This window comes from Pseudomonas lalkuanensis (assembly GCF_008807375.1).
Lineage (GTDB): Bacteria > Pseudomonadota > Gammaproteobacteria > Pseudomonadales > Pseudomonadaceae > Metapseudomonas > Metapseudomonas lalkuanensis.
This window is the reverse complement of the sequence record NZ_CP043311.1, coordinates 5,037,805-5,055,641: the sequence shown is the minus strand read 5'-3', so window position 1 is coordinate 5,055,641 and position 17,837 is coordinate 5,037,805. Positions and strand designations below refer to the sequence as shown.

General features: G+C 58.3%; 6 protein-coding genes, 4 tRNA genes and 5 rRNA genes. 12 read left to right on the top strand and 3 right to left on the bottom strand.

Translation table 11 applies throughout. From position 1 onward, the window contains the following. Positions 1-23: 23 nt before the first annotated feature. From FXN65_RS23460 to FXN65_RS23400, 12 genes are all read left to right on the top strand, one after another. Positions 24-100 (top strand) — tRNA-Ile (locus FXN65_RS23460). A 32-nt stretch (positions 101-132) separates the two neighbouring features. Beyond that, positions 133-208: transfer RNA gene (locus tag FXN65_RS23455), tRNA-Ala, on the top strand. Positions 209-439: 231 nt separating this feature from the next. Then, positions 440-3,330 (top strand): 23S ribosomal RNA (locus tag FXN65_RS23450). A gap of 135 nt (positions 3,331-3,465) precedes the next feature. After that, positions 3,466-3,581: ribosomal RNA gene (rrf, locus tag FXN65_RS23445) — 5S ribosomal RNA — on the top strand. Positions 3,582-3,977: 396 nt separating this feature from the next. Beyond that, a 16S ribosomal RNA gene (locus FXN65_RS23435) occupies positions 3,978-5,513 on the top strand. A 65-nt stretch (positions 5,514-5,578) separates the two neighbouring features. Beyond that, positions 5,579-5,655 (top strand) — tRNA-Ile (locus FXN65_RS23430). Between the two features lie 32 nt (positions 5,656-5,687). Continuing rightward, positions 5,688-5,763 (top strand) — tRNA-Ala (locus FXN65_RS23425). Between the two features lie 231 nt (positions 5,764-5,994). Then, positions 5,995-8,885 (top strand): 23S ribosomal RNA (locus tag FXN65_RS23420). 133 nt (positions 8,886-9,018) lie between these two features. Next, positions 9,019-9,134: ribosomal RNA gene (gene rrf / locus FXN65_RS23415) — 5S ribosomal RNA — on the top strand. The 16S, 23S and 5S rRNA genes sit together here with 4 tRNA genes alongside, the layout of an rRNA operon. A gap of 168 nt (positions 9,135-9,302) precedes the next feature. Beyond that, a complete protein-coding gene (locus FXN65_RS23410) occupies positions 9,303-9,965 on the top strand; it encodes a paraquat-inducible protein A (RefSeq protein ID WP_151136906.1) in 663 nt (220 codons plus the stop codon). Then, positions 9,952-10,575 (top strand): paraquat-inducible protein A, encoded by a 624-nt coding sequence (locus FXN65_RS23405; RefSeq protein WP_151136904.1) that lies wholly within the window; start codon positions 9,952-9,954, stop codon positions 10,573-10,575. The genes FXN65_RS23410 and FXN65_RS23405 overlap by 14 nt, the downstream gene beginning before the upstream one ends. Further along, a complete protein-coding gene (locus FXN65_RS23400; protein WP_151136902.1) occupies positions 10,568-12,859 on the top strand; it encodes a PqiB family protein in 2,292 nt (763 codons plus the stop codon). Before FXN65_RS23405 ends, FXN65_RS23400 begins: the two co-directional genes overlap by 8 nt. A gap of 56 nt (positions 12,860-12,915) precedes the next feature. Here the strand turns inward: FXN65_RS23400 and mksF are convergent, their stop codons facing one another. The 3 genes from mksF to mksB are packed head-to-tail and all read right to left on the bottom strand — an operon-like array spanning position 12,916 to position 17,707. Next, a complete protein-coding gene (gene mksF / locus FXN65_RS23395; protein ID WP_151136900.1) occupies positions 12,916-15,750 on the bottom strand; it encodes an Mks condensin complex protein MksF in 2,835 nt (944 codons plus the stop codon). After that, the gene (mksE, locus tag FXN65_RS23390) at positions 15,747-16,448 is read right to left on the bottom strand and encodes an Mks condensin complex protein MksE (RefSeq protein WP_151136898.1); all 702 of its coding nucleotides are present in this window, start codon (positions 16,446-16,448) and stop codon (positions 15,747-15,749) included. The genes mksF and mksE overlap by 4 nt, the downstream gene beginning before the upstream one ends. Further along, positions 16,448-17,707, bottom strand: a complete 1,260-nt coding sequence (gene mksB / locus FXN65_RS23385) for an Mks condensin complex protein MksB (protein WP_151136896.1) — start codon at positions 17,705-17,707, stop codon at positions 16,448-16,450. Before mksB ends, mksE begins: the two co-directional genes overlap by 1 nt. Positions 17,708-17,837 lie beyond the last annotated feature (130 nt).

Genomic DNA, 17,837 nt, shown 5'->3' with positions numbered 1-17,837 from the left:
TTGATTCAATTGCGAAGGCGATTGGGTCTGTAGCTCAGTTGGTTAGAGCGCACCCCTGATAAGGGTGAGGTCGGCAGTTCGAATCTGCCCAGACCCACCAATTGTCGCGGGGTCGAATGACCGGTTGACATTGGGGCCATAGCTCAGCTGGGAGAGCGCCTGCTTTGCACGCAGGAGGTCAGGAGTTCGATCCTCCTTGGCTCCACCACTCTCAGTTAGGCAGACCAAGAGCTCAGAATTGAATATCCGTGGTTGGATATTGAATTCTGAACTTTGTTTCAGAATCGTTCTTTAAAAATTCGGGTATGTGATAGAAGTGACTTATTGGGTGTTTCACTGCACTCAATAATTCAAGGCAAAATTTGCGAGTTCAAGCGCGAATTTTCGGCGAATGTCGTCTTCACCCCTATGATCGCAGGCAGATTGCTTGGGGTTATATGGTCAAGTGAAGAAGCGCATACGGTGGATGCCTTGGCAGTCAGAGGCGATGAAAGACGTGGTAGCCTGCGATAAGCTTCGGGGAGTCGGCAAACAGACTTTGATCCGGAGATCTCTGAATGGGGGAACCCACCTAGGATAACCTAGGTATCTTGTACTGAATCCATAGGTGCAAGAGGCGAACCAGGGGAACTGAAACATCTAAGTACCCTGAGGAACAGAAATCAACCGAGATTCCCTTAGTAGTGGCGAGCGAACGGGGACTAGCCCTTAAGCTTCTTGGATTTTAGCGGAACGCTCTGGAAAGTGCGGCCATAGTGGGTGATAGCCCCGTACGCGAAAGGGTCCAGGAAGTGAAATCGAGTAGGACGGAGCACGTGAAACTTTGTCTGAATATGGGGGGACCATCCTCCAAGGCTAAATACTACTGACTGACCGATAGTGAACCAGTACCGTGAGGGAAAGGCGAAAAGAACCCCGGAGAGGGGAGTGAAATAGAACCTGAAACCGTATGCGTACAAGCAGTGGGAGCCTACTTTGTTAGGTGACTGCGTACCTTTTGTATAATGGGTCAGCGACTTATATTCAGTGGCGAGCTTAACCGTATAGGGGAGGCGTAGCGAAAGCGAGTCTTAATAGGGCGTTTAGTCGCTGGGTATAGACCCGAAACCGGGCGATCTATCCATGGGCAGGTTGAAGGTTAGGTAACACTGACTGGAGGACCGAACCGACTACCGTTGAAAAGTTAGCGGATGACCTGTGGATCGGAGTGAAAGGCTAATCAAGCTCGGAGATAGCTGGTTCTCCTCGAAAGCTATTTAGGTAGCGCCTCACGTATCACTCCAGGGGGTAGAGCACTGTTTCGGCTAGGGGGTCATCCCGACTTACCAAACCGATGCAAACTCCGAATACCTGGAAGTGTCAGCGTGGGAGACACACGGCGGGTGCTAACGTCCGTCGTGAAAAGGGAAACAACCCAGACCGTCAGCTAAGGTCCCAAAGTTCTAGTTAAGTGGGAAACGATGTGGGAAGGCTTAGACAGCTAGGAGGTTGGCTTAGAAGCAGCCATCCTTTAAAGAAAGCGTAATAGCTCACTAGTCGAGTCGGCCTGCGCGGAAGATGTAACGGGGCTCAAACTAGACACCGAAGCTACGGGTTCGTCGTAAGACGAGCGGTAGAGGAGCGTTCTGTAAGCCTGTGAAGGTGAGTTGAGAAGCTTGCTGGAGGTATCAGAAGTGCGAATGCTGACATGAGTAACGACAATGCGAGTGAAAAACTCGCACGCCGAAAGACCAAGGGTTCCTGCGCAACGTTAATCGACGCAGGGTGAGTCGGCCCCTAAGGCGAGGCAGAAATGCGTAGTCGATGGGAAGCGGGTTAATATTCCCGCACTTCTAGTTACTGCGATGGAGGGACGGAGAAGGCTAGGCCAGCTTGGCGTTGGTTGTCCAAGTTTAAGGTGGTAGGCCGAACACTTAGGCAAATCCGGGTGTTCAAGGCCGAGAGCTGATGACGAGTGTTCTTCTAGAACACGAAGTGGTTGATGCCATGCTTCCAGGAAAAGCTTCTAAGCTTCAGGTAACTAGGAACCGTACCCCAAACCGACACAGGTGGTTGGGTAGAGAATACCAAGGCGCTTGAGAGAACTCGGGTGAAGGAACTAGGCAAAATGGCACCGTAACTTCGGGAGAAGGTGCGCCGGTGAGGGTGAACGATTTACTCGGTAAGCCCATGCCGGTCGAAGATACCAGGCCGCTGCGACTGTTTATTAAAAACACAGCACTCTGCAAACACGAAAGTGGACGTATAGGGTGTGACGCCTGCCCGGTGCCGGAAGGTTAATTGATGGGGTTAGCGCAAGCGAAGCTCTTGATCGAAGCCCCGGTAAACGGCGGCCGTAACTATAACGGTCCTAAGGTAGCGAAATTCCTTGTCGGGTAAGTTCCGACCTGCACGAATGGCGTAACGATGGCGGCGCTGTCTCCACCCGAGACTCAGTGAAATTGAAATCGCTGTGAAGATGCAGTGTATCCGCGGCTAGACGGAAAGACCCCGTGAACCTTTACTGTAGCTTTGCACTGGACTTTGAGCCTGCTTGTGTAGGATAGGTGGGAGGCTTTGAAGCGAGGACGCCAGTTCTCGTGGAGCCATCCTTGAAATACCACCCTGGCATGCTTGAGGTTCTAACTCTGGTCCGTCATCCGGATCGAGGACAGTGTATGGTGGGCAGTTTGACTGGGGCGGTCTCCTCCTAAAGAGTAACGGAGGAGTACGAAGGTGCGCTCAGACCGGTCGGAAATCGGTCGCAGAGTATAAAGGCAAAAGCGCGCTTGACTGCGAGACAGACACGTCGAGCAGGTACGAAAGTAGGTCTTAGTGATCCGGTGGTTCTGTATGGAAGGGCCATCGCTCAACGGATAAAAGGTACTCCGGGGATAACAGGCTGATACCGCCCAAGAGTTCATATCGACGGCGGTGTTTGGCACCTCGATGTCGGCTCATCACATCCTGGGGCTGAAGCCGGTCCCAAGGGTATGGCTGTTCGCCATTTAAAGTGGTACGCGAGCTGGGTTTAGAACGTCGTGAGACAGTTCGGTCCCTATCTGCCGTGGACGTTTGAGATTTGAGAGGGGCTGCTCCTAGTACGAGAGGACCGGAGTGGACGAACCTCTGGTGTTCCGGTTGTCACGCCAGTGGCATTGCCGGGTAGCTATGTTCGGAAGAGATAACCGCTGAAAGCATCTAAGCGGGAAACTCGCCTCAAGATGAGATCTCACTGGGATCTTGAATCCCCTAAAGGGCCGTCGAAGACTACGACGTTGATAGGTTGGGTGTGTAAGCGCTGTGAGGCGTTGAGCTAACCAATACTAATTGCCCGTGAGGCTTGACCATATAACACCCAAACAATCTGGTGATTGTGGGTGCGACTGGTGAAGTCGACAGACCGAAAATTGGCCTGAACCGCAAAGCCAGACTGTCACATACCTGATTCGGGGTAGCGTCCCAGACGATGCCCCAACCGAATTGCTTGACGACCATAGAGCGTTGGAACCACCTGATCCCATCCCGAACTCAGCAGTGAAACGACGCATCGCCGATGGTAGTGTGGAGCTTCTCCATGTGAGAGTAGGTCATCGTCAAGCTTCTATCCCAAAGCCCCGGTATGCACAGCGCATGCCGGGGCTTTGCCTATTAGTGAAAGCCATCGAAAGATGAACTTTCTGCGGTCGCCGAAAGGCACTGTTGGGTTGTTCCTGGATAAGAAATGACTCAAAACGCAAGCGGTTGAGTAGAAACGAAAATTTCGAAAAACAGCTTGACAGCAAGAATGGCTAGCGTAGAATGCGCGGCCTCGGTTGAGACGAAAGACTTGATCGAAACGCTCTTTAACAACTGAATCAAGCAATTCGTGTGGGTGCTTGTGAGGTAAGACTGATAGTCGACTGATTATCAGCATCACAAGTAACACTCGTGAATTCGAGAGTTTATTTGCGATTGCTGAGCCAAGTTTAGGGTTTTCTCAAAACCCAAGCAGTATTGAACTGAAGAGTTTGATCATGGCTCAGATTGAACGCTGGCGGCAGGCCTAACACATGCAAGTCGAGCGGCAGCGGGTCCTTCGGGATGCCGGCGAGCGGCGGACGGGTGAGTAATGCCTAGGAATCTGCCTGGTAGTGGGGGATAACGTTCGGAAACGGACGCTAATACCGCATACGTCCTACGGGAGAAAGTGGGGGATCTTCGGACCTCACGCTATCAGATGAGCCTAGGTCGGATTAGCTAGTTGGTGGGGTAAAGGCTCACCAAGGCGACGATCCGTAACTGGTCTGAGAGGATGATCAGTCACACTGGAACTGAGACACGGTCCAGACTCCTACGGGAGGCAGCAGTGGGGAATATTGGACAATGGGCGAAAGCCTGATCCAGCCATGCCGCGTGTGTGAAGAAGGTCTTCGGATTGTAAAGCACTTTAAGTTGGGAGGAAGGGCAGCTAGTTAATACCTGGTTGTTTTGACGTTACCAACAGAATAAGCACCGGCTAACTTCGTGCCAGCAGCCGCGGTAATACGAAGGGTGCAAGCGTTAATCGGAATTACTGGGCGTAAAGCGCGCGTAGGTGGTTCAGCAAGTTGGAGGTGAAATCCCCGGGCTCAACCTGGGAACTGCCTCCAAAACTACTGAGCTAGAGTACGGTAGAGGGTGGTGGAATTTCCTGTGTAGCGGTGAAATGCGTAGATATAGGAAGGAACACCAGTGGCGAAGGCGACCACCTGGACTGATACTGACACTGAGGTGCGAAAGCGTGGGGAGCAAACAGGATTAGATACCCTGGTAGTCCACGCCGTAAACGATGTCGACTAGCCGTTGGGATCCTTGAGATCTTAGTGGCGCAGCTAACGCGATAAGTCGACCGCCTGGGGAGTACGGCCGCAAGGTTAAAACTCAAATGAATTGACGGGGGCCCGCACAAGCGGTGGAGCATGTGGTTTAATTCGAAGCAACGCGAAGAACCTTACCTGGCCTTGACATGCTGAGAACTTTCCAGAGATGGATTGGTGCCTTCGGGAACTCAGACACAGGTGCTGCATGGCTGTCGTCAGCTCGTGTCGTGAGATGTTGGGTTAAGTCCCGTAACGAGCGCAACCCTTGTCCTTAGTTACCAGCACCTCGGGTGGGCACTCTAAGGAGACTGCCGGTGACAAACCGGAGGAAGGTGGGGATGACGTCAAGTCATCATGGCCCTTACGGCCAGGGCTACACACGTGCTACAATGGTCGGTACAAAGGGTTGCCAAGCCGCGAGGTGGAGCTAATCCCATAAAACCGATCGTAGTCCGGATCGCAGTCTGCAACTCGACTGCGTGAAGTCGGAATCGCTAGTAATCGTGAATCAGAATGTCACGGTGAATACGTTCCCGGGCCTTGTACACACCGCCCGTCACACCATGGGAGTGGGTTGCTCCAGAAGTAGCTAGTCTAACCGCAAGGGGGACGGTTACCACGGAGTGATTCATGACTGGGGTGAAGTCGTAACAAGGTAGCCGTAGGGGAACCTGCGGCTGGATCACCTCCTTAATCGAAGACATCAGCTTCTTCATAAGTTCCCACACGAATTGCTTGATTCAATTGCGAAGGCGATTGGGTCTGTAGCTCAGTTGGTTAGAGCGCACCCCTGATAAGGGTGAGGTCGGCAGTTCGAATCTGCCCAGACCCACCAATTGTCGCGGGGTCGAATGACCGGTTGACATTGGGGCCATAGCTCAGCTGGGAGAGCGCCTGCTTTGCACGCAGGAGGTCAGGAGTTCGATCCTCCTTGGCTCCACCACTCTCAGTTAGGCAGACCAAGAGCTCAGAATTGAATATCCGTGGTTGGATATTGAATTCTGAACTTTGTTTCAGAATCGTTCTTTAAAAATTCGGGTATGTGATAGAAGTGACTTATTGGGTGTTTCACTGCACTCAATAATTCAAGGCAAAATTTGCGAGTTCAAGCGCGAATTTTCGGCGAATGTCGTCTTCACCCCTATGATCGCAGGCAGATTGCTTGGGGTTATATGGTCAAGTGAAGAAGCGCATACGGTGGATGCCTTGGCAGTCAGAGGCGATGAAAGACGTGGTAGCCTGCGATAAGCTTCGGGGAGTCGGCAAACAGACTTTGATCCGGAGATCTCTGAATGGGGGAACCCACCTAGGATAACCTAGGTATCTTGTACTGAATCCATAGGTGCAAGAGGCGAACCAGGGGAACTGAAACATCTAAGTACCCTGAGGAACAGAAATCAACCGAGATTCCCTTAGTAGTGGCGAGCGAACGGGGACTAGCCCTTAAGCTTCTTGGATTTTAGCGGAACGCTCTGGAAAGTGCGGCCATAGTGGGTGATAGCCCCGTACGCGAAAGGGTCCAGGAAGTGAAATCGAGTAGGACGGAGCACGTGAAACTTTGTCTGAATATGGGGGGACCATCCTCCAAGGCTAAATACTACTGACTGACCGATAGTGAACCAGTACCGTGAGGGAAAGGCGAAAAGAACCCCGGAGAGGGGAGTGAAATAGAACCTGAAACCGTATGCGTACAAGCAGTGGGAGCCTACTTTGTTAGGTGACTGCGTACCTTTTGTATAATGGGTCAGCGACTTATATTCAGTGGCGAGCTTAACCGTATAGGGGAGGCGTAGCGAAAGCGAGTCTTAATAGGGCGTTTAGTCGCTGGGTATAGACCCGAAACCGGGCGATCTATCCATGGGCAGGTTGAAGGTTAGGTAACACTGACTGGAGGACCGAACCGACTACCGTTGAAAAGTTAGCGGATGACCTGTGGATCGGAGTGAAAGGCTAATCAAGCTCGGAGATAGCTGGTTCTCCTCGAAAGCTATTTAGGTAGCGCCTCACGTATCACTCCAGGGGGTAGAGCACTGTTTCGGCTAGGGGGTCATCCCGACTTACCAAACCGATGCAAACTCCGAATACCTGGAAGTGTCAGCGTGGGAGACACACGGCGGGTGCTAACGTCCGTCGTGAAAAGGGAAACAACCCAGACCGTCAGCTAAGGTCCCAAAGTTCTAGTTAAGTGGGAAACGATGTGGGAAGGCTTAGACAGCTAGGAGGTTGGCTTAGAAGCAGCCATCCTTTAAAGAAAGCGTAATAGCTCACTAGTCGAGTCGGCCTGCGCGGAAGATGTAACGGGGCTCAAACTAGACACCGAAGCTACGGGTTCGTCGTAAGACGAGCGGTAGAGGAGCGTTCTGTAAGCCTGTGAAGGTGAGTTGAGAAGCTTGCTGGAGGTATCAGAAGTGCGAATGCTGACATGAGTAACGACAATGCGAGTGAAAAACTCGCACGCCGAAAGACCAAGGGTTCCTGCGCAACGTTAATCGACGCAGGGTGAGTCGGCCCCTAAGGCGAGGCAGAAATGCGTAGTCGATGGGAAGCGGGTTAATATTCCCGCACTTCTAGTTACTGCGATGGAGGGACGGAGAAGGCTAGGCCAGCTTGGCGTTGGTTGTCCAAGTTTAAGGTGGTAGGCCGAACACTTAGGCAAATCCGGGTGTTCAAGGCCGAGAGCTGATGACGAGTGTTCTTCTAGAACACGAAGTGGTTGATGCCATGCTTCCAGGAAAAGCTTCTAAGCTTCAGGTAACTAGGAACCGTACCCCAAACCGACACAGGTGGTTGGGTAGAGAATACCAAGGCGCTTGAGAGAACTCGGGTGAAGGAACTAGGCAAAATGGCACCGTAACTTCGGGAGAAGGTGCGCCGGTGAGGGTGAACGATTTACTCGGTAAGCCCATGCCGGTCGAAGATACCAGGCCGCTGCGACTGTTTATTAAAAACACAGCACTCTGCAAACACGAAAGTGGACGTATAGGGTGTGACGCCTGCCCGGTGCCGGAAGGTTAATTGATGGGGTTAGCGCAAGCGAAGCTCTTGATCGAAGCCCCGGTAAACGGCGGCCGTAACTATAACGGTCCTAAGGTAGCGAAATTCCTTGTCGGGTAAGTTCCGACCTGCACGAATGGCGTAACGATGGCGGCGCTGTCTCCACCCGAGACTCAGTGAAATTGAAATCGCTGTGAAGATGCAGTGTATCCGCGGCTAGACGGAAAGACCCCGTGAACCTTTACTGTAGCTTTGCACTGGACTTTGAGCCTGCTTGTGTAGGATAGGTGGGAGGCTTTGAAGCGAGGACGCCAGTTCTCGTGGAGCCATCCTTGAAATACCACCCTGGCATGCTTGAGGTTCTAACTCTGGTCCGTCATCCGGATCGAGGACAGTGTATGGTGGGCAGTTTGACTGGGGCGGTCTCCTCCTAAAGAGTAACGGAGGAGTACGAAGGTGCGCTCAGACCGGTCGGAAATCGGTCGCAGAGTATAAAGGCAAAAGCGCGCTTGACTGCGAGACAGACACGTCGAGCAGGTACGAAAGTAGGTCTTAGTGATCCGGTGGTTCTGTATGGAAGGGCCATCGCTCAACGGATAAAAGGTACTCCGGGGATAACAGGCTGATACCGCCCAAGAGTTCATATCGACGGCGGTGTTTGGCACCTCGATGTCGGCTCATCACATCCTGGGGCTGAAGCCGGTCCCAAGGGTATGGCTGTTCGCCATTTAAAGTGGTACGCGAGCTGGGTTTAGAACGTCGTGAGACAGTTCGGTCCCTATCTGCCGTGGACGTTTGAGATTTGAGAGGGGCTGCTCCTAGTACGAGAGGACCGGAGTGGACGAACCTCTGGTGTTCCGGTTGTCACGCCAGTGGCATTGCCGGGTAGCTATGTTCGGAAGAGATAACCGCTGAAAGCATCTAAGCGGGAAACTCGCCTCAAGATGAGATCTCACTGGGATCTTGAATCCCCTGAAGGGCCGTCGAAGACTACGACGTTGATAGGTTGGGTGTGTAAGCGCTGTGAGGCGTTGAGCTAACCAATACTAATTGCCCGTGAGGCTTGACCATATAACACCCAAACAATCTGGTGATTGTGGGTGCGACTGGTGAAGTCGACAGACCGAAAATTGGCCTGAACCGCAAACAGACTGTCACATACCTGATTCGGGGTAGCGTCCCAGACGATGCCCCAACCGAATTGCTTGACGACCATAGAGCGTTGGAACCACCTGATCCCATCCCGAACTCAGCAGTGAAACGACGCATCGCCGATGGTAGTGTGGAGCTTCTCCATGTGAGAGTAGGTCATCGTCAAGCTTCTATCCCAAACCCCCGATACGCCCAGGCGTGTCGGGGGTTTGTCTTTGCGCGTGAGAAAGATTCAGGCCGGGTCGTGAAGTTGGTAGCGACCGGAAACTCTTGAATCGCCACCGCTTTCGGTCCGCTCGACTAGAATAGCCGCGATACCCTGAGAGCCTTGCCGCCATGCCTGAACAGGCTGAACAACGTCCACTATCCGAACTACCGCTGCATGATCTGATTGCTTGCCATGAGTGCGACCTGCTGATGCGTCGCCCGGAGATTGGCGAAGAGCAGAAGGCCTGCTGCCCCCGCTGTGGCTATGAGTTGGTGGTGCACCGTTCCCAGATGGAGCGCCGCGCCCTGGCTCTGGTGCTGACCGCATTGCTGCTGTTCGTGCCAGCCAACTTCCTGCCCATCATGAAGCTCAATCTGCTCGGGCAGACCACTCACGACACCGTTTGGACAGGGGTTGTAGGTCTCTATAACACCGGTATGGAAGGCGTCGCCTTGCTGGTATTCCTGTGCAGCATGGTCATCCCCCTGATCAAGCTACTCTGCCAGTTGGCCGTACTGATCTGCATCAACACCCGTCGTGCGCTCGGCCTGGGTGTGACGTTCTATCGCCTGTACCACCATCTCAAGGAGTGGGGGATGCTCGAGGTCTATCTCATGGGCATCCTCGTTTCCATCGTCAAATTGATCGACCTCGCCGACCTGCACCTGGGCATCGGCCTGGTCTGCTTCATCGGCCTGCTGCTGGCCCAGGTGTGGCTGGAAGTAACCATGTCGCCGCACCAGGTCTGGGATGCGCTGGATGCCGAAGGAGAAACCCATGCGCGCCATTGATGCCGGCATCATCGTCTGCGACGAATGCCATCAATTGAACCGCCCCGAATCGGACGACGACCATGGTCACTGCAGCCGTTGCGGCGCTGTCCTGCATCCGCGTCGCCCGGACAGCATCGTCCGCACCTGGGCGTTGCTGATTACCGCCACCATTCTCTACATACCGGCCAACGTGCTGCCGATCATGACGGTGAACTTCTTTGGCAACGGGGCACCGTCCACCATCATGGGCGGCGTGCTCGAACTGATTCATGCCGAGATGGTTCCCATCGCGCTGGTGGTGTTCGTGGCCAGCATCCTGGTGCCCACTTTCAAGCTGGTAGGCATTGCGCTACTGCTTTATTCAGTACAGCGGCGGCTACCCATGTCGCCGCGTCAGCGAATCCTGATGTACCGCTTCATTGAATGGATCGGCCGCTGGTCCATGCTGGATATCTTCGTCATCGCCATCCTCGTGGCGCTGGTGAACTTCGGCAACCTGGCAAGCATCGAAGCGAACCTGGGTGCTGCTGCCTTTGCCAGCGTCGTGGTGATCACCATGATCGCGGCAGTGACCTTCGACCCCAGGCTGATCTGGGACAACACCGATATGGACGACGAGAATGCCTGAGCTGCCAACGCCCAAAACCCGCAAAACCACGAGCTGGTCCGCCATCTGGGTGCTACCGTTGGTGGCGCTGCTCATCGGCCTCTGGCTGGCCTGGAAGGCCATGAGCGAAGCAGGCATCGAGATCCAGATCCGCTTTGAAAACGGTGACGGCATCCAGGTCGGCAAGACCCAACTGATGTACAAGGGCATCCAGGTCGGCAAGGTGGTCGACCTGCATGTCAGCCAGGACATCAAGGGGGTGATCGCCACGGTCGAAGTGATGAAGGAGGCCGAGCCCTACCTGAGCAAGGAGACCCGCTTCTGGCTGGTTCGCCCGCGTGTTTCGCTGGCGGGGGTTACCGGGCTGGAAACCCTGGTTTCCGGTATCTACATCGCCATCGACCCGGTGAAGGGTGAACTCACGCGCAAATACACCGCGTTGGCCGAACCACCGCCACTCTCCGATTCCCTGCCGGGCCTGCACCTCACCCTGAAGGCCGAGCGCCTGGGCTCCCTGGAGCAGGGCAGCCCGGTCTATTACCGGCAGATCCAGGTCGGCCAGGTGAAGAGCTACCAGTTGGCTGAAGACCAGCGCACCGTCGAAATCAAGGTGCACATCGACCAGCCCTATGCGCATCTGGTGCGCAAGCACACGCGTTTCTGGAATGCCAGCGGCCTCAATGTCACCGCCGGCCTGTCCGGGGTGAAGATCCGCACCGAATCCCTGTTCAGCATCATGGCCGGCGGCATTGCGTTCGCCACCCCGGAGCATCGCCAGGACAGTCCGCCCACCGACCCCAGTATCCCGTTCCGCCTGTATGACGGTTTCGAAGCCGCCGAGGCCGGCCTGCGCGTGTTGCTGCGCATGGACGATGTCAGTGGCCTCAGCCCGGGCAGCACCCCGGTGATGTACAACGGCGTGCAGGTCGGCACCCTGAAGAAGCTGGACATGGACAAGGATTTCACCGGCGCCACTGCTGAGCTGACCATGGAGCCGCGTACCGAAGATTATCTGGTGGAAGGCACCGAGTTCTGGACAGTGAAACCGTCCATCTCGCTGGCGGGCATCACCGGCATCGAGGCACTGGTGAAGGGCAACTACATTGCCGTGCGCTTCGCCAAGGAAGGAACGCCCACTCGCGAGTTCAAGGTCCGGCCCAAGGCTCCGCCGCTGAACACAGATGCGCCCGGCCTGCACCTGGTCTTGACCAGCGACCGCCTCGGCTCCCTGGAAGTGGGCAGCCCGATCCTGTTCCGCCAGTTGCGCGTGGGCAGCGTACAGAGCTACCAGCTCTCCCGCGACCAGCAGCGCGTGGTGATCGGCATCCATATCGAGCCCGAGTTCACCAAGCTGGTGAACGAGTCCACCCGCTTCTGGAACTCCAGCGGCATCACCCTCAAGGGCGGCCTGTCGGGCGTCGAGGTGAAGAGCGAATCGTTGCAGACCTTGCTGGCCGGCGGCATCACCTTCACCACGCCGGATCCGAAGGCCAAGCCGGTGACTCGCCCGCGTCGCTTCACGCTGTACGACGACGAGTCCCTGGCCATCGTCAAAGGCACCGCGATCGAAATCGCCGTTCCCCAGGCCGAGGGCGTCAAGGAGGGCACACCGATCCGCTTCAAGGGCATCGACATCGGCGAAGTGGAGAGCGTGAGCCTGAACAACGACCTCTCCGGCGTGACGCTAAAAGCGCGCCTGACCCAGGCCGCCGATCGCATCGCCCGTGCCGGTACCCAGTTCTGGGTGGTGCGTCCGGAGCTCGGCCTGCTGCGTACGGCCAACCTGGAGACACTGGTCAGTGGCCAGTACCTGGAAGTGCTGCCGGCGCCCAAGCCGGGTGCCGCACAGACCCGCTTCACCGCGTTGCCGGAGGCACCGGATGCGCTTGCGCGCCAGGAGGGCCTGCGCATCACCCTCAGCGCGCCACGCCGTGGCTCCATCAAGCCGGGCGTCATCGTCAGCTACCGTGAAGTGCCGGTGGGCAAGGTGTTGTCCTATGAGCTGGGCAAGACCGCCGACCGCGTGTTCATCCACGTGCTCATCGAACCGCGCTTCGCGCCCCTGGTGCACAGTGGCAGCCGCTTCTGGCACACCAGCGGGGTTGGCGTGGATGCCAGCCTGTTCAACGGCGTGAAGGTCCGCACCGGGTCCCTGGAGTCCATGGTGGAAGGCGGGATTTCCTTCGCCACGCCGAACGAGGCGCAGATGGGCAACGCTGCGCTCAATGGCCAGACCTTCGCGTTGCATGACGACGCCGAGGACGAATGGCTGACCTGGGCGCCGAAGATTCCCCTGGCGAAATGACCTCCCCGTAAAACAAAGGGCCGCATAGGCGGCCCTTTGTTTTTGCAGCGAAGTTATCAGGCGGGTTCGGCCGCCTCGTCCGTCGCGTCCTGGGTGGCCTTGGCCACATCGCGACGCTTGATGAACTTCCAGTCCGCCTCGTCGATGTAGATGCCGTTCGGACCGCTGCCACCTTCCAGGTCGATGGCGACGTTGGCCGATACCTGTGGCTTCACCGACGCGAGGATCGGCGTGAAGCCCAGCTGCTGGCTGGTCTCGATCAGCGCCTGCTGGTTGCGCTCGTCGATATCCGCGGCCTCGTCCAGGTAGTAGGGGAGGCGGATGCGGCCGGCCTGCTCGCGGTCCATCAGGTGCAGCAGCAGGTACATGTTGGTCAGGGCCTTGATGGTCATGGTGGTGCCGTTGGAAGCGGCGCCATCGATGTCCGTGTGGATGACCGGTTGGCCGTGCACCTTGGTGATCTCGAAGGCGAGCTCGAACAGGTCCTTCAGGCCCAGCTGGTTGCCGTTGGCCGCCACCAGGCGCGCGAGGTATTCCTTGGCCTCTTCGTTCTTCGCATCCTGGTCGCTGGAGTTGGTCAGGTCGAACACCGAAAGGGTCTCGCCTTCCTCGTACTGACCGGCGCTGTGGATGATCTGGTCGATGTGGCGCAGGGCTTCCTTGTTCGGCGCGAGGACGATGCGGAAGCTGGCGAGGTTGGAGACCTGGCGCTTGTTGATCTCGCGGTTGAACAGGGCCAGTTGATGCTCGAGGTTGTCGTAGTCGCTGCGGATATTGCGCAGGGTACGGGCAATGTCGGTGACCGCCGCACGACGTGCCTTGGCCAGGGTCAGTGCCTCGTCCTGGCGGTGCGCGTAGGCGTTGATCAAGAGTTGCAGGCGGCGCTCGGCATCGTCTTCGCTGTCGAACTTGGCCACACCCTTCAGGCGTACCTGGGCGTACAGCGCCTCGATCTGGCCGTCGATGCGCTGCAGTGCCTGCCAGGTGTCCTGGTAGTCGTTGAGCAGCGGCAGCAGGTTGTCCAGGCTGTCGTCCACGGGGTCCATGAAGGGGGTGCCGAAAGGCAGGTCGGCAGGCAGCAGCTGGCGACGGCGCAGGGCGTCTTCCAGGGTGCGTTCCTTGGCTTCCAGATCGGCGAGCTGGCGACCCACCAGCTGCAGCTTGGCGGACAGTTGCTGGACGCGTTCGGTGAAGGCGTCGGCAGAACGCTTGAGCTCGTCCTGGGTGGCTTCCAGCTGCGCCAGCTCTTCCAGCTTGGCCGGCTCTTCGGCGGACAGGGTCTGGGCCTTGCGGAAGTCTTCCAGGGCCTTCTGCGCGTCCAGCACGTCCTGATAAAGCTTCTCGGCCTGGGCCTTGCTCGCGGCGCGGTCGGCGGCCACGGACTGCTGGGTCCTGAGCTGCTTCAGCTCGCGCTCCAGGCGGTCCTTCTGGTCGCGCAGGGCGGCGCGGTCGGCCAGGGCCTGCAGGGCCGGCGGCTCGATGTGGGACAGGTCGATGGACAGGCCGGGCACCTCGAACTGGCTGCCCTTGAACTGGTCGAGCACGGTTTCCAGGGTCTTCACCCAGGCTTCACCGTCGTCCAGCTGAATGCCTTTCTCGCCGAGGGGCAAGCTGAACAGCTGGCCATTGAACAGGCGCATCAGGCGGTCCACGTCGGCTTGGGAGAACTCTTCGCGCAGACGCGAGTAGCTGTTGTTGTCGGCGTGGTCGAGCTGCTGCTTGACCGCCTTCAGGCGTTTTTCCAGGTCACGCAGGCGTTCGTCCAGATCCTCGGCGGAGAATTGGCGGGACTGCGCGAGGGCGCCGGCCAGTTCGTCGTGGGCGTCCTTGGCGGCGAGCAGCTGCTGCTCCAGCACCTTGGCGTCGTCCACCAGGGCGAAGCGGTTCTTCAGCACCGCCAGTTCGCCCAGCCAGCGCTGGTTCTCGGTGATGGCACGCTCCAGGCGCATCATTTCCTGGGTGCCGCCACGCTGCTCGTTCTGCAGGCCGTCCTGCTCGCCACGGTAGTGCTCGGCCTGGATCACCAGCTCCTCGCGACGGGCGCCGGAATAGTCCTGCCAGGTGCCCAGCAGGGAATCGAGCAACGGCGAGATGCGGTGCAGCTTGCCGCGCAGGATTTCGCGCTGGGTCACGCCATTGGCCAGGGCCTCCACCAGCGGGCCGGCGGCCACCAGTGCCTGGTAGTCCTGCTCCATGCGGCGTACGTCGCGGAAGGCCTCTTCGCAGGCGGCGATGTAGTCCACGCTGCCCGAGCGCAGGCTGTGCTCGAAGGCATCGAGGAACAGCTGCTTGAGCTTGGCCGCGGTGATTTCGCGCATGTGCAGCAGGTTGATGAACAGCGAGCGGAAGGTCTTCAGGCTCTGTTCACTGGTGGAGCGCAGCGGGATCAGCGTCAGGTCCAGCGGGATGGAGGTGTGGCCGCCCACCAGCAGGCGGCGCAGCTCATCGGGCTTGAGCTCGTAGGCCTTGATGCCTTCGCGCTCGAGGTTGTTGAACAGCTCGCGCTGGCGCAGGCAGGTGCCGTCACGCTGGTAATGGTCCAGGTCCAGCTCGCCACGGTAGGCGAAGAACTGGTGGCCGAAGCCGCCGCCCGGGCCGCGGCCGGCGACGCCGATCACGTGGGGGCCGTGGGGCAGGGAGACTTCGACGAGAATGTAGCTGGTGTCGGTGGCGAAGTAGAACTTGCGCGATTGCTCCAGGCTGTACTTGCCGAAACTCATGTCAGACATGCGCGCCAGGATCGGGAACTGCAGCGCATTGATCGACGCCGATTTACCCAGGTTGTTGGCGCCGTAGATCGACAGCGGGGTTTCCAGCGGGAACAGGCCGAGGCTGTAGCCGGCGGTGTTCAGCAGGGCGAAGCGGCGGATGCCGTAGCGTTCCTGGCTCATGCGTCTTCCTCCTGGACTGCGCGTTCTTCGGCCATGGCGCGAGCCAGGGCGTCTTCTTCCGATTCCTCGACGGACTCAGACGTCTCGATGGGAATGATGGTGTCGCCGCTGTCGTCATCCATCAGCACCGGAGCTCGCAGCTCCAGGTCAGTGCTGTGCAGGCTGGCGGCCAGGTCGCGGTCGTGCTGCACCGCCAGGCAGACGTCGAGGAATCGGTGCATCGGCGGCAGGAAGCGGTACACGCCGTTGCTGTCTTCGGCGAAGCCCAGCTGGGTGAGGCGGCGGATGACCTTCTCTTCCAGCTCTTCATGGGTAGTCACCTCGGCCTGCATGAACAGGTCGCGGTATTTCTCCAGCAGCGCGGGCAGCTCATCCCGGCCGATGGTGCCGCCGTCGAGCACCGAGAGCGGGTCCCGGCCCTGATCGGCCAGGTGCTCCACCAGAATGAAGGTGAACAGTGCCAGGCGCTGGGCGGTCTTGTTCACCTGGGCGCCCATCTGCTCGGGCACGAAGTAATAGAAACCACGCGGATCGCACACCAGCTCGAAGCCGAGCGCCTTGAACAGGGCGCGGTACTGGTCCTGCATGGTGGACAGCTGGGCGTAGCACTCCGGCTCACTGCGGGAGAGGTGATAGCCCTTGAACAGCTCGCGGAAGATGGGGGCGAGCTGGGTCATTTCTTTCAGGTCGATATTCATCAGGAAGTCTTCTCGGCCGCGGCGGTGGGGCTCTTGATCAGGGCGTAGGAACTCAGGCTGACCTGGTGCTCGGCGGTCAGGTAGTCACGGCGCTCCAGGCGATCGCGCGAGAAGCGCGCATCGCGGGACAGACGCGAGAACCAGTAGAGGAGTTCGTCGGTGGCGCCTTCGGGCTCCTGCTCCAGCAGCCAGACCATCAGGTCCGGCAGCGGCAGGGCCTGCTCGCAACGGTCGAGCATTTCCCGCGCGGTCTTCGGCGAACGCGGAGCGGTGGCCTTGCGCGGGCCGCCGGATTTGGGGAATTGCGCCGGTTTCGGCTGGAAGCGCGCCAGGGCGTAGACGTACGCCTCCACCTGGGAGCCGCTGCCGAGGAAGGTGGTCTGCGGGCGGGTGAACAGCGGCATCGCTGCCTGGGGCACGGCGTCCAGGCCCTTCTTGCGGATCACCGACAGCGCCAGGGCGGCGCCACGGGTCACGGCGTTGTGCCGGCGGGCCTCTTCACGTAGCGGCAGCAGCAGCTCGCGGGCCTTGCGCAGGGTCAGCTGGGCGCTGGTCTGCATCTCCAGGATACGTGCGTGGGTGCGCAGCAGCAGGTCGTCGTCCACCAGTTGGCCCAGGCGCTGCTGTTCGCCCAGCAGGCGCAGCAGCACCTGCTCGACACGCCGCACGCCCTGTTCGAAGGCGCCGTCTGCGGCCACCAGCTGGATCATCGGCTCGACGTATTCGTCCCAGGTGGCCAGCACTTCGGCGTAGCGCTGGCGCAGCGGAATCTGCCGGTCGCTGGTCTTGGCGCGATCAGCCACGGCCACCAGGGCCTGCTCGTCGTTGTCGAGCTTCTTCAGCACGTCGCGCACGCGCATGTCGAGCAGGCGCAGCTGGCGCGCCAGGTCGTTGCCGTCGCGGATTTCGAAGGCCTCCTGGATATAGCCGGCGAGGCGTTCCAGGTGGCGCAGATAGGCTTCGATCTCCAGGCACAGGCCGAGGCGGTGTTCGCGCCGCAGGTAGGCGAGGAAGTCATGGATCTGCGCGTTCAGCTCGAAGCGGTTCGGGCTCTTGGCCACGGGAACCAGGATGTCCAGGCGCACCCAGAGGTCGAGCAGGGCGGTGATATCGGTGGGCGTGCCCTCCGGCAACTGGCCGGCGAGCTGCACGCGCAGTTCCACCAGGCTCAGGGTGCCGGTATCGAAGCGCTCGCAGAGCGGCTCGAGCAACGTCCAGTGTTCGGCGAGGGCGCGCAGTACGCGCTTGGGATCGATCATCGATTGGCCGGTGTTCGCTGAAAAAAGAGGCGATTGTACTTCAGGTTGCCGGTGGCGACTGAGCTTCAACCGATCAGAGGAGCGACACCCGTCGCGGACTGACAATTTTGGGCAGTTTTCGACTGGCATC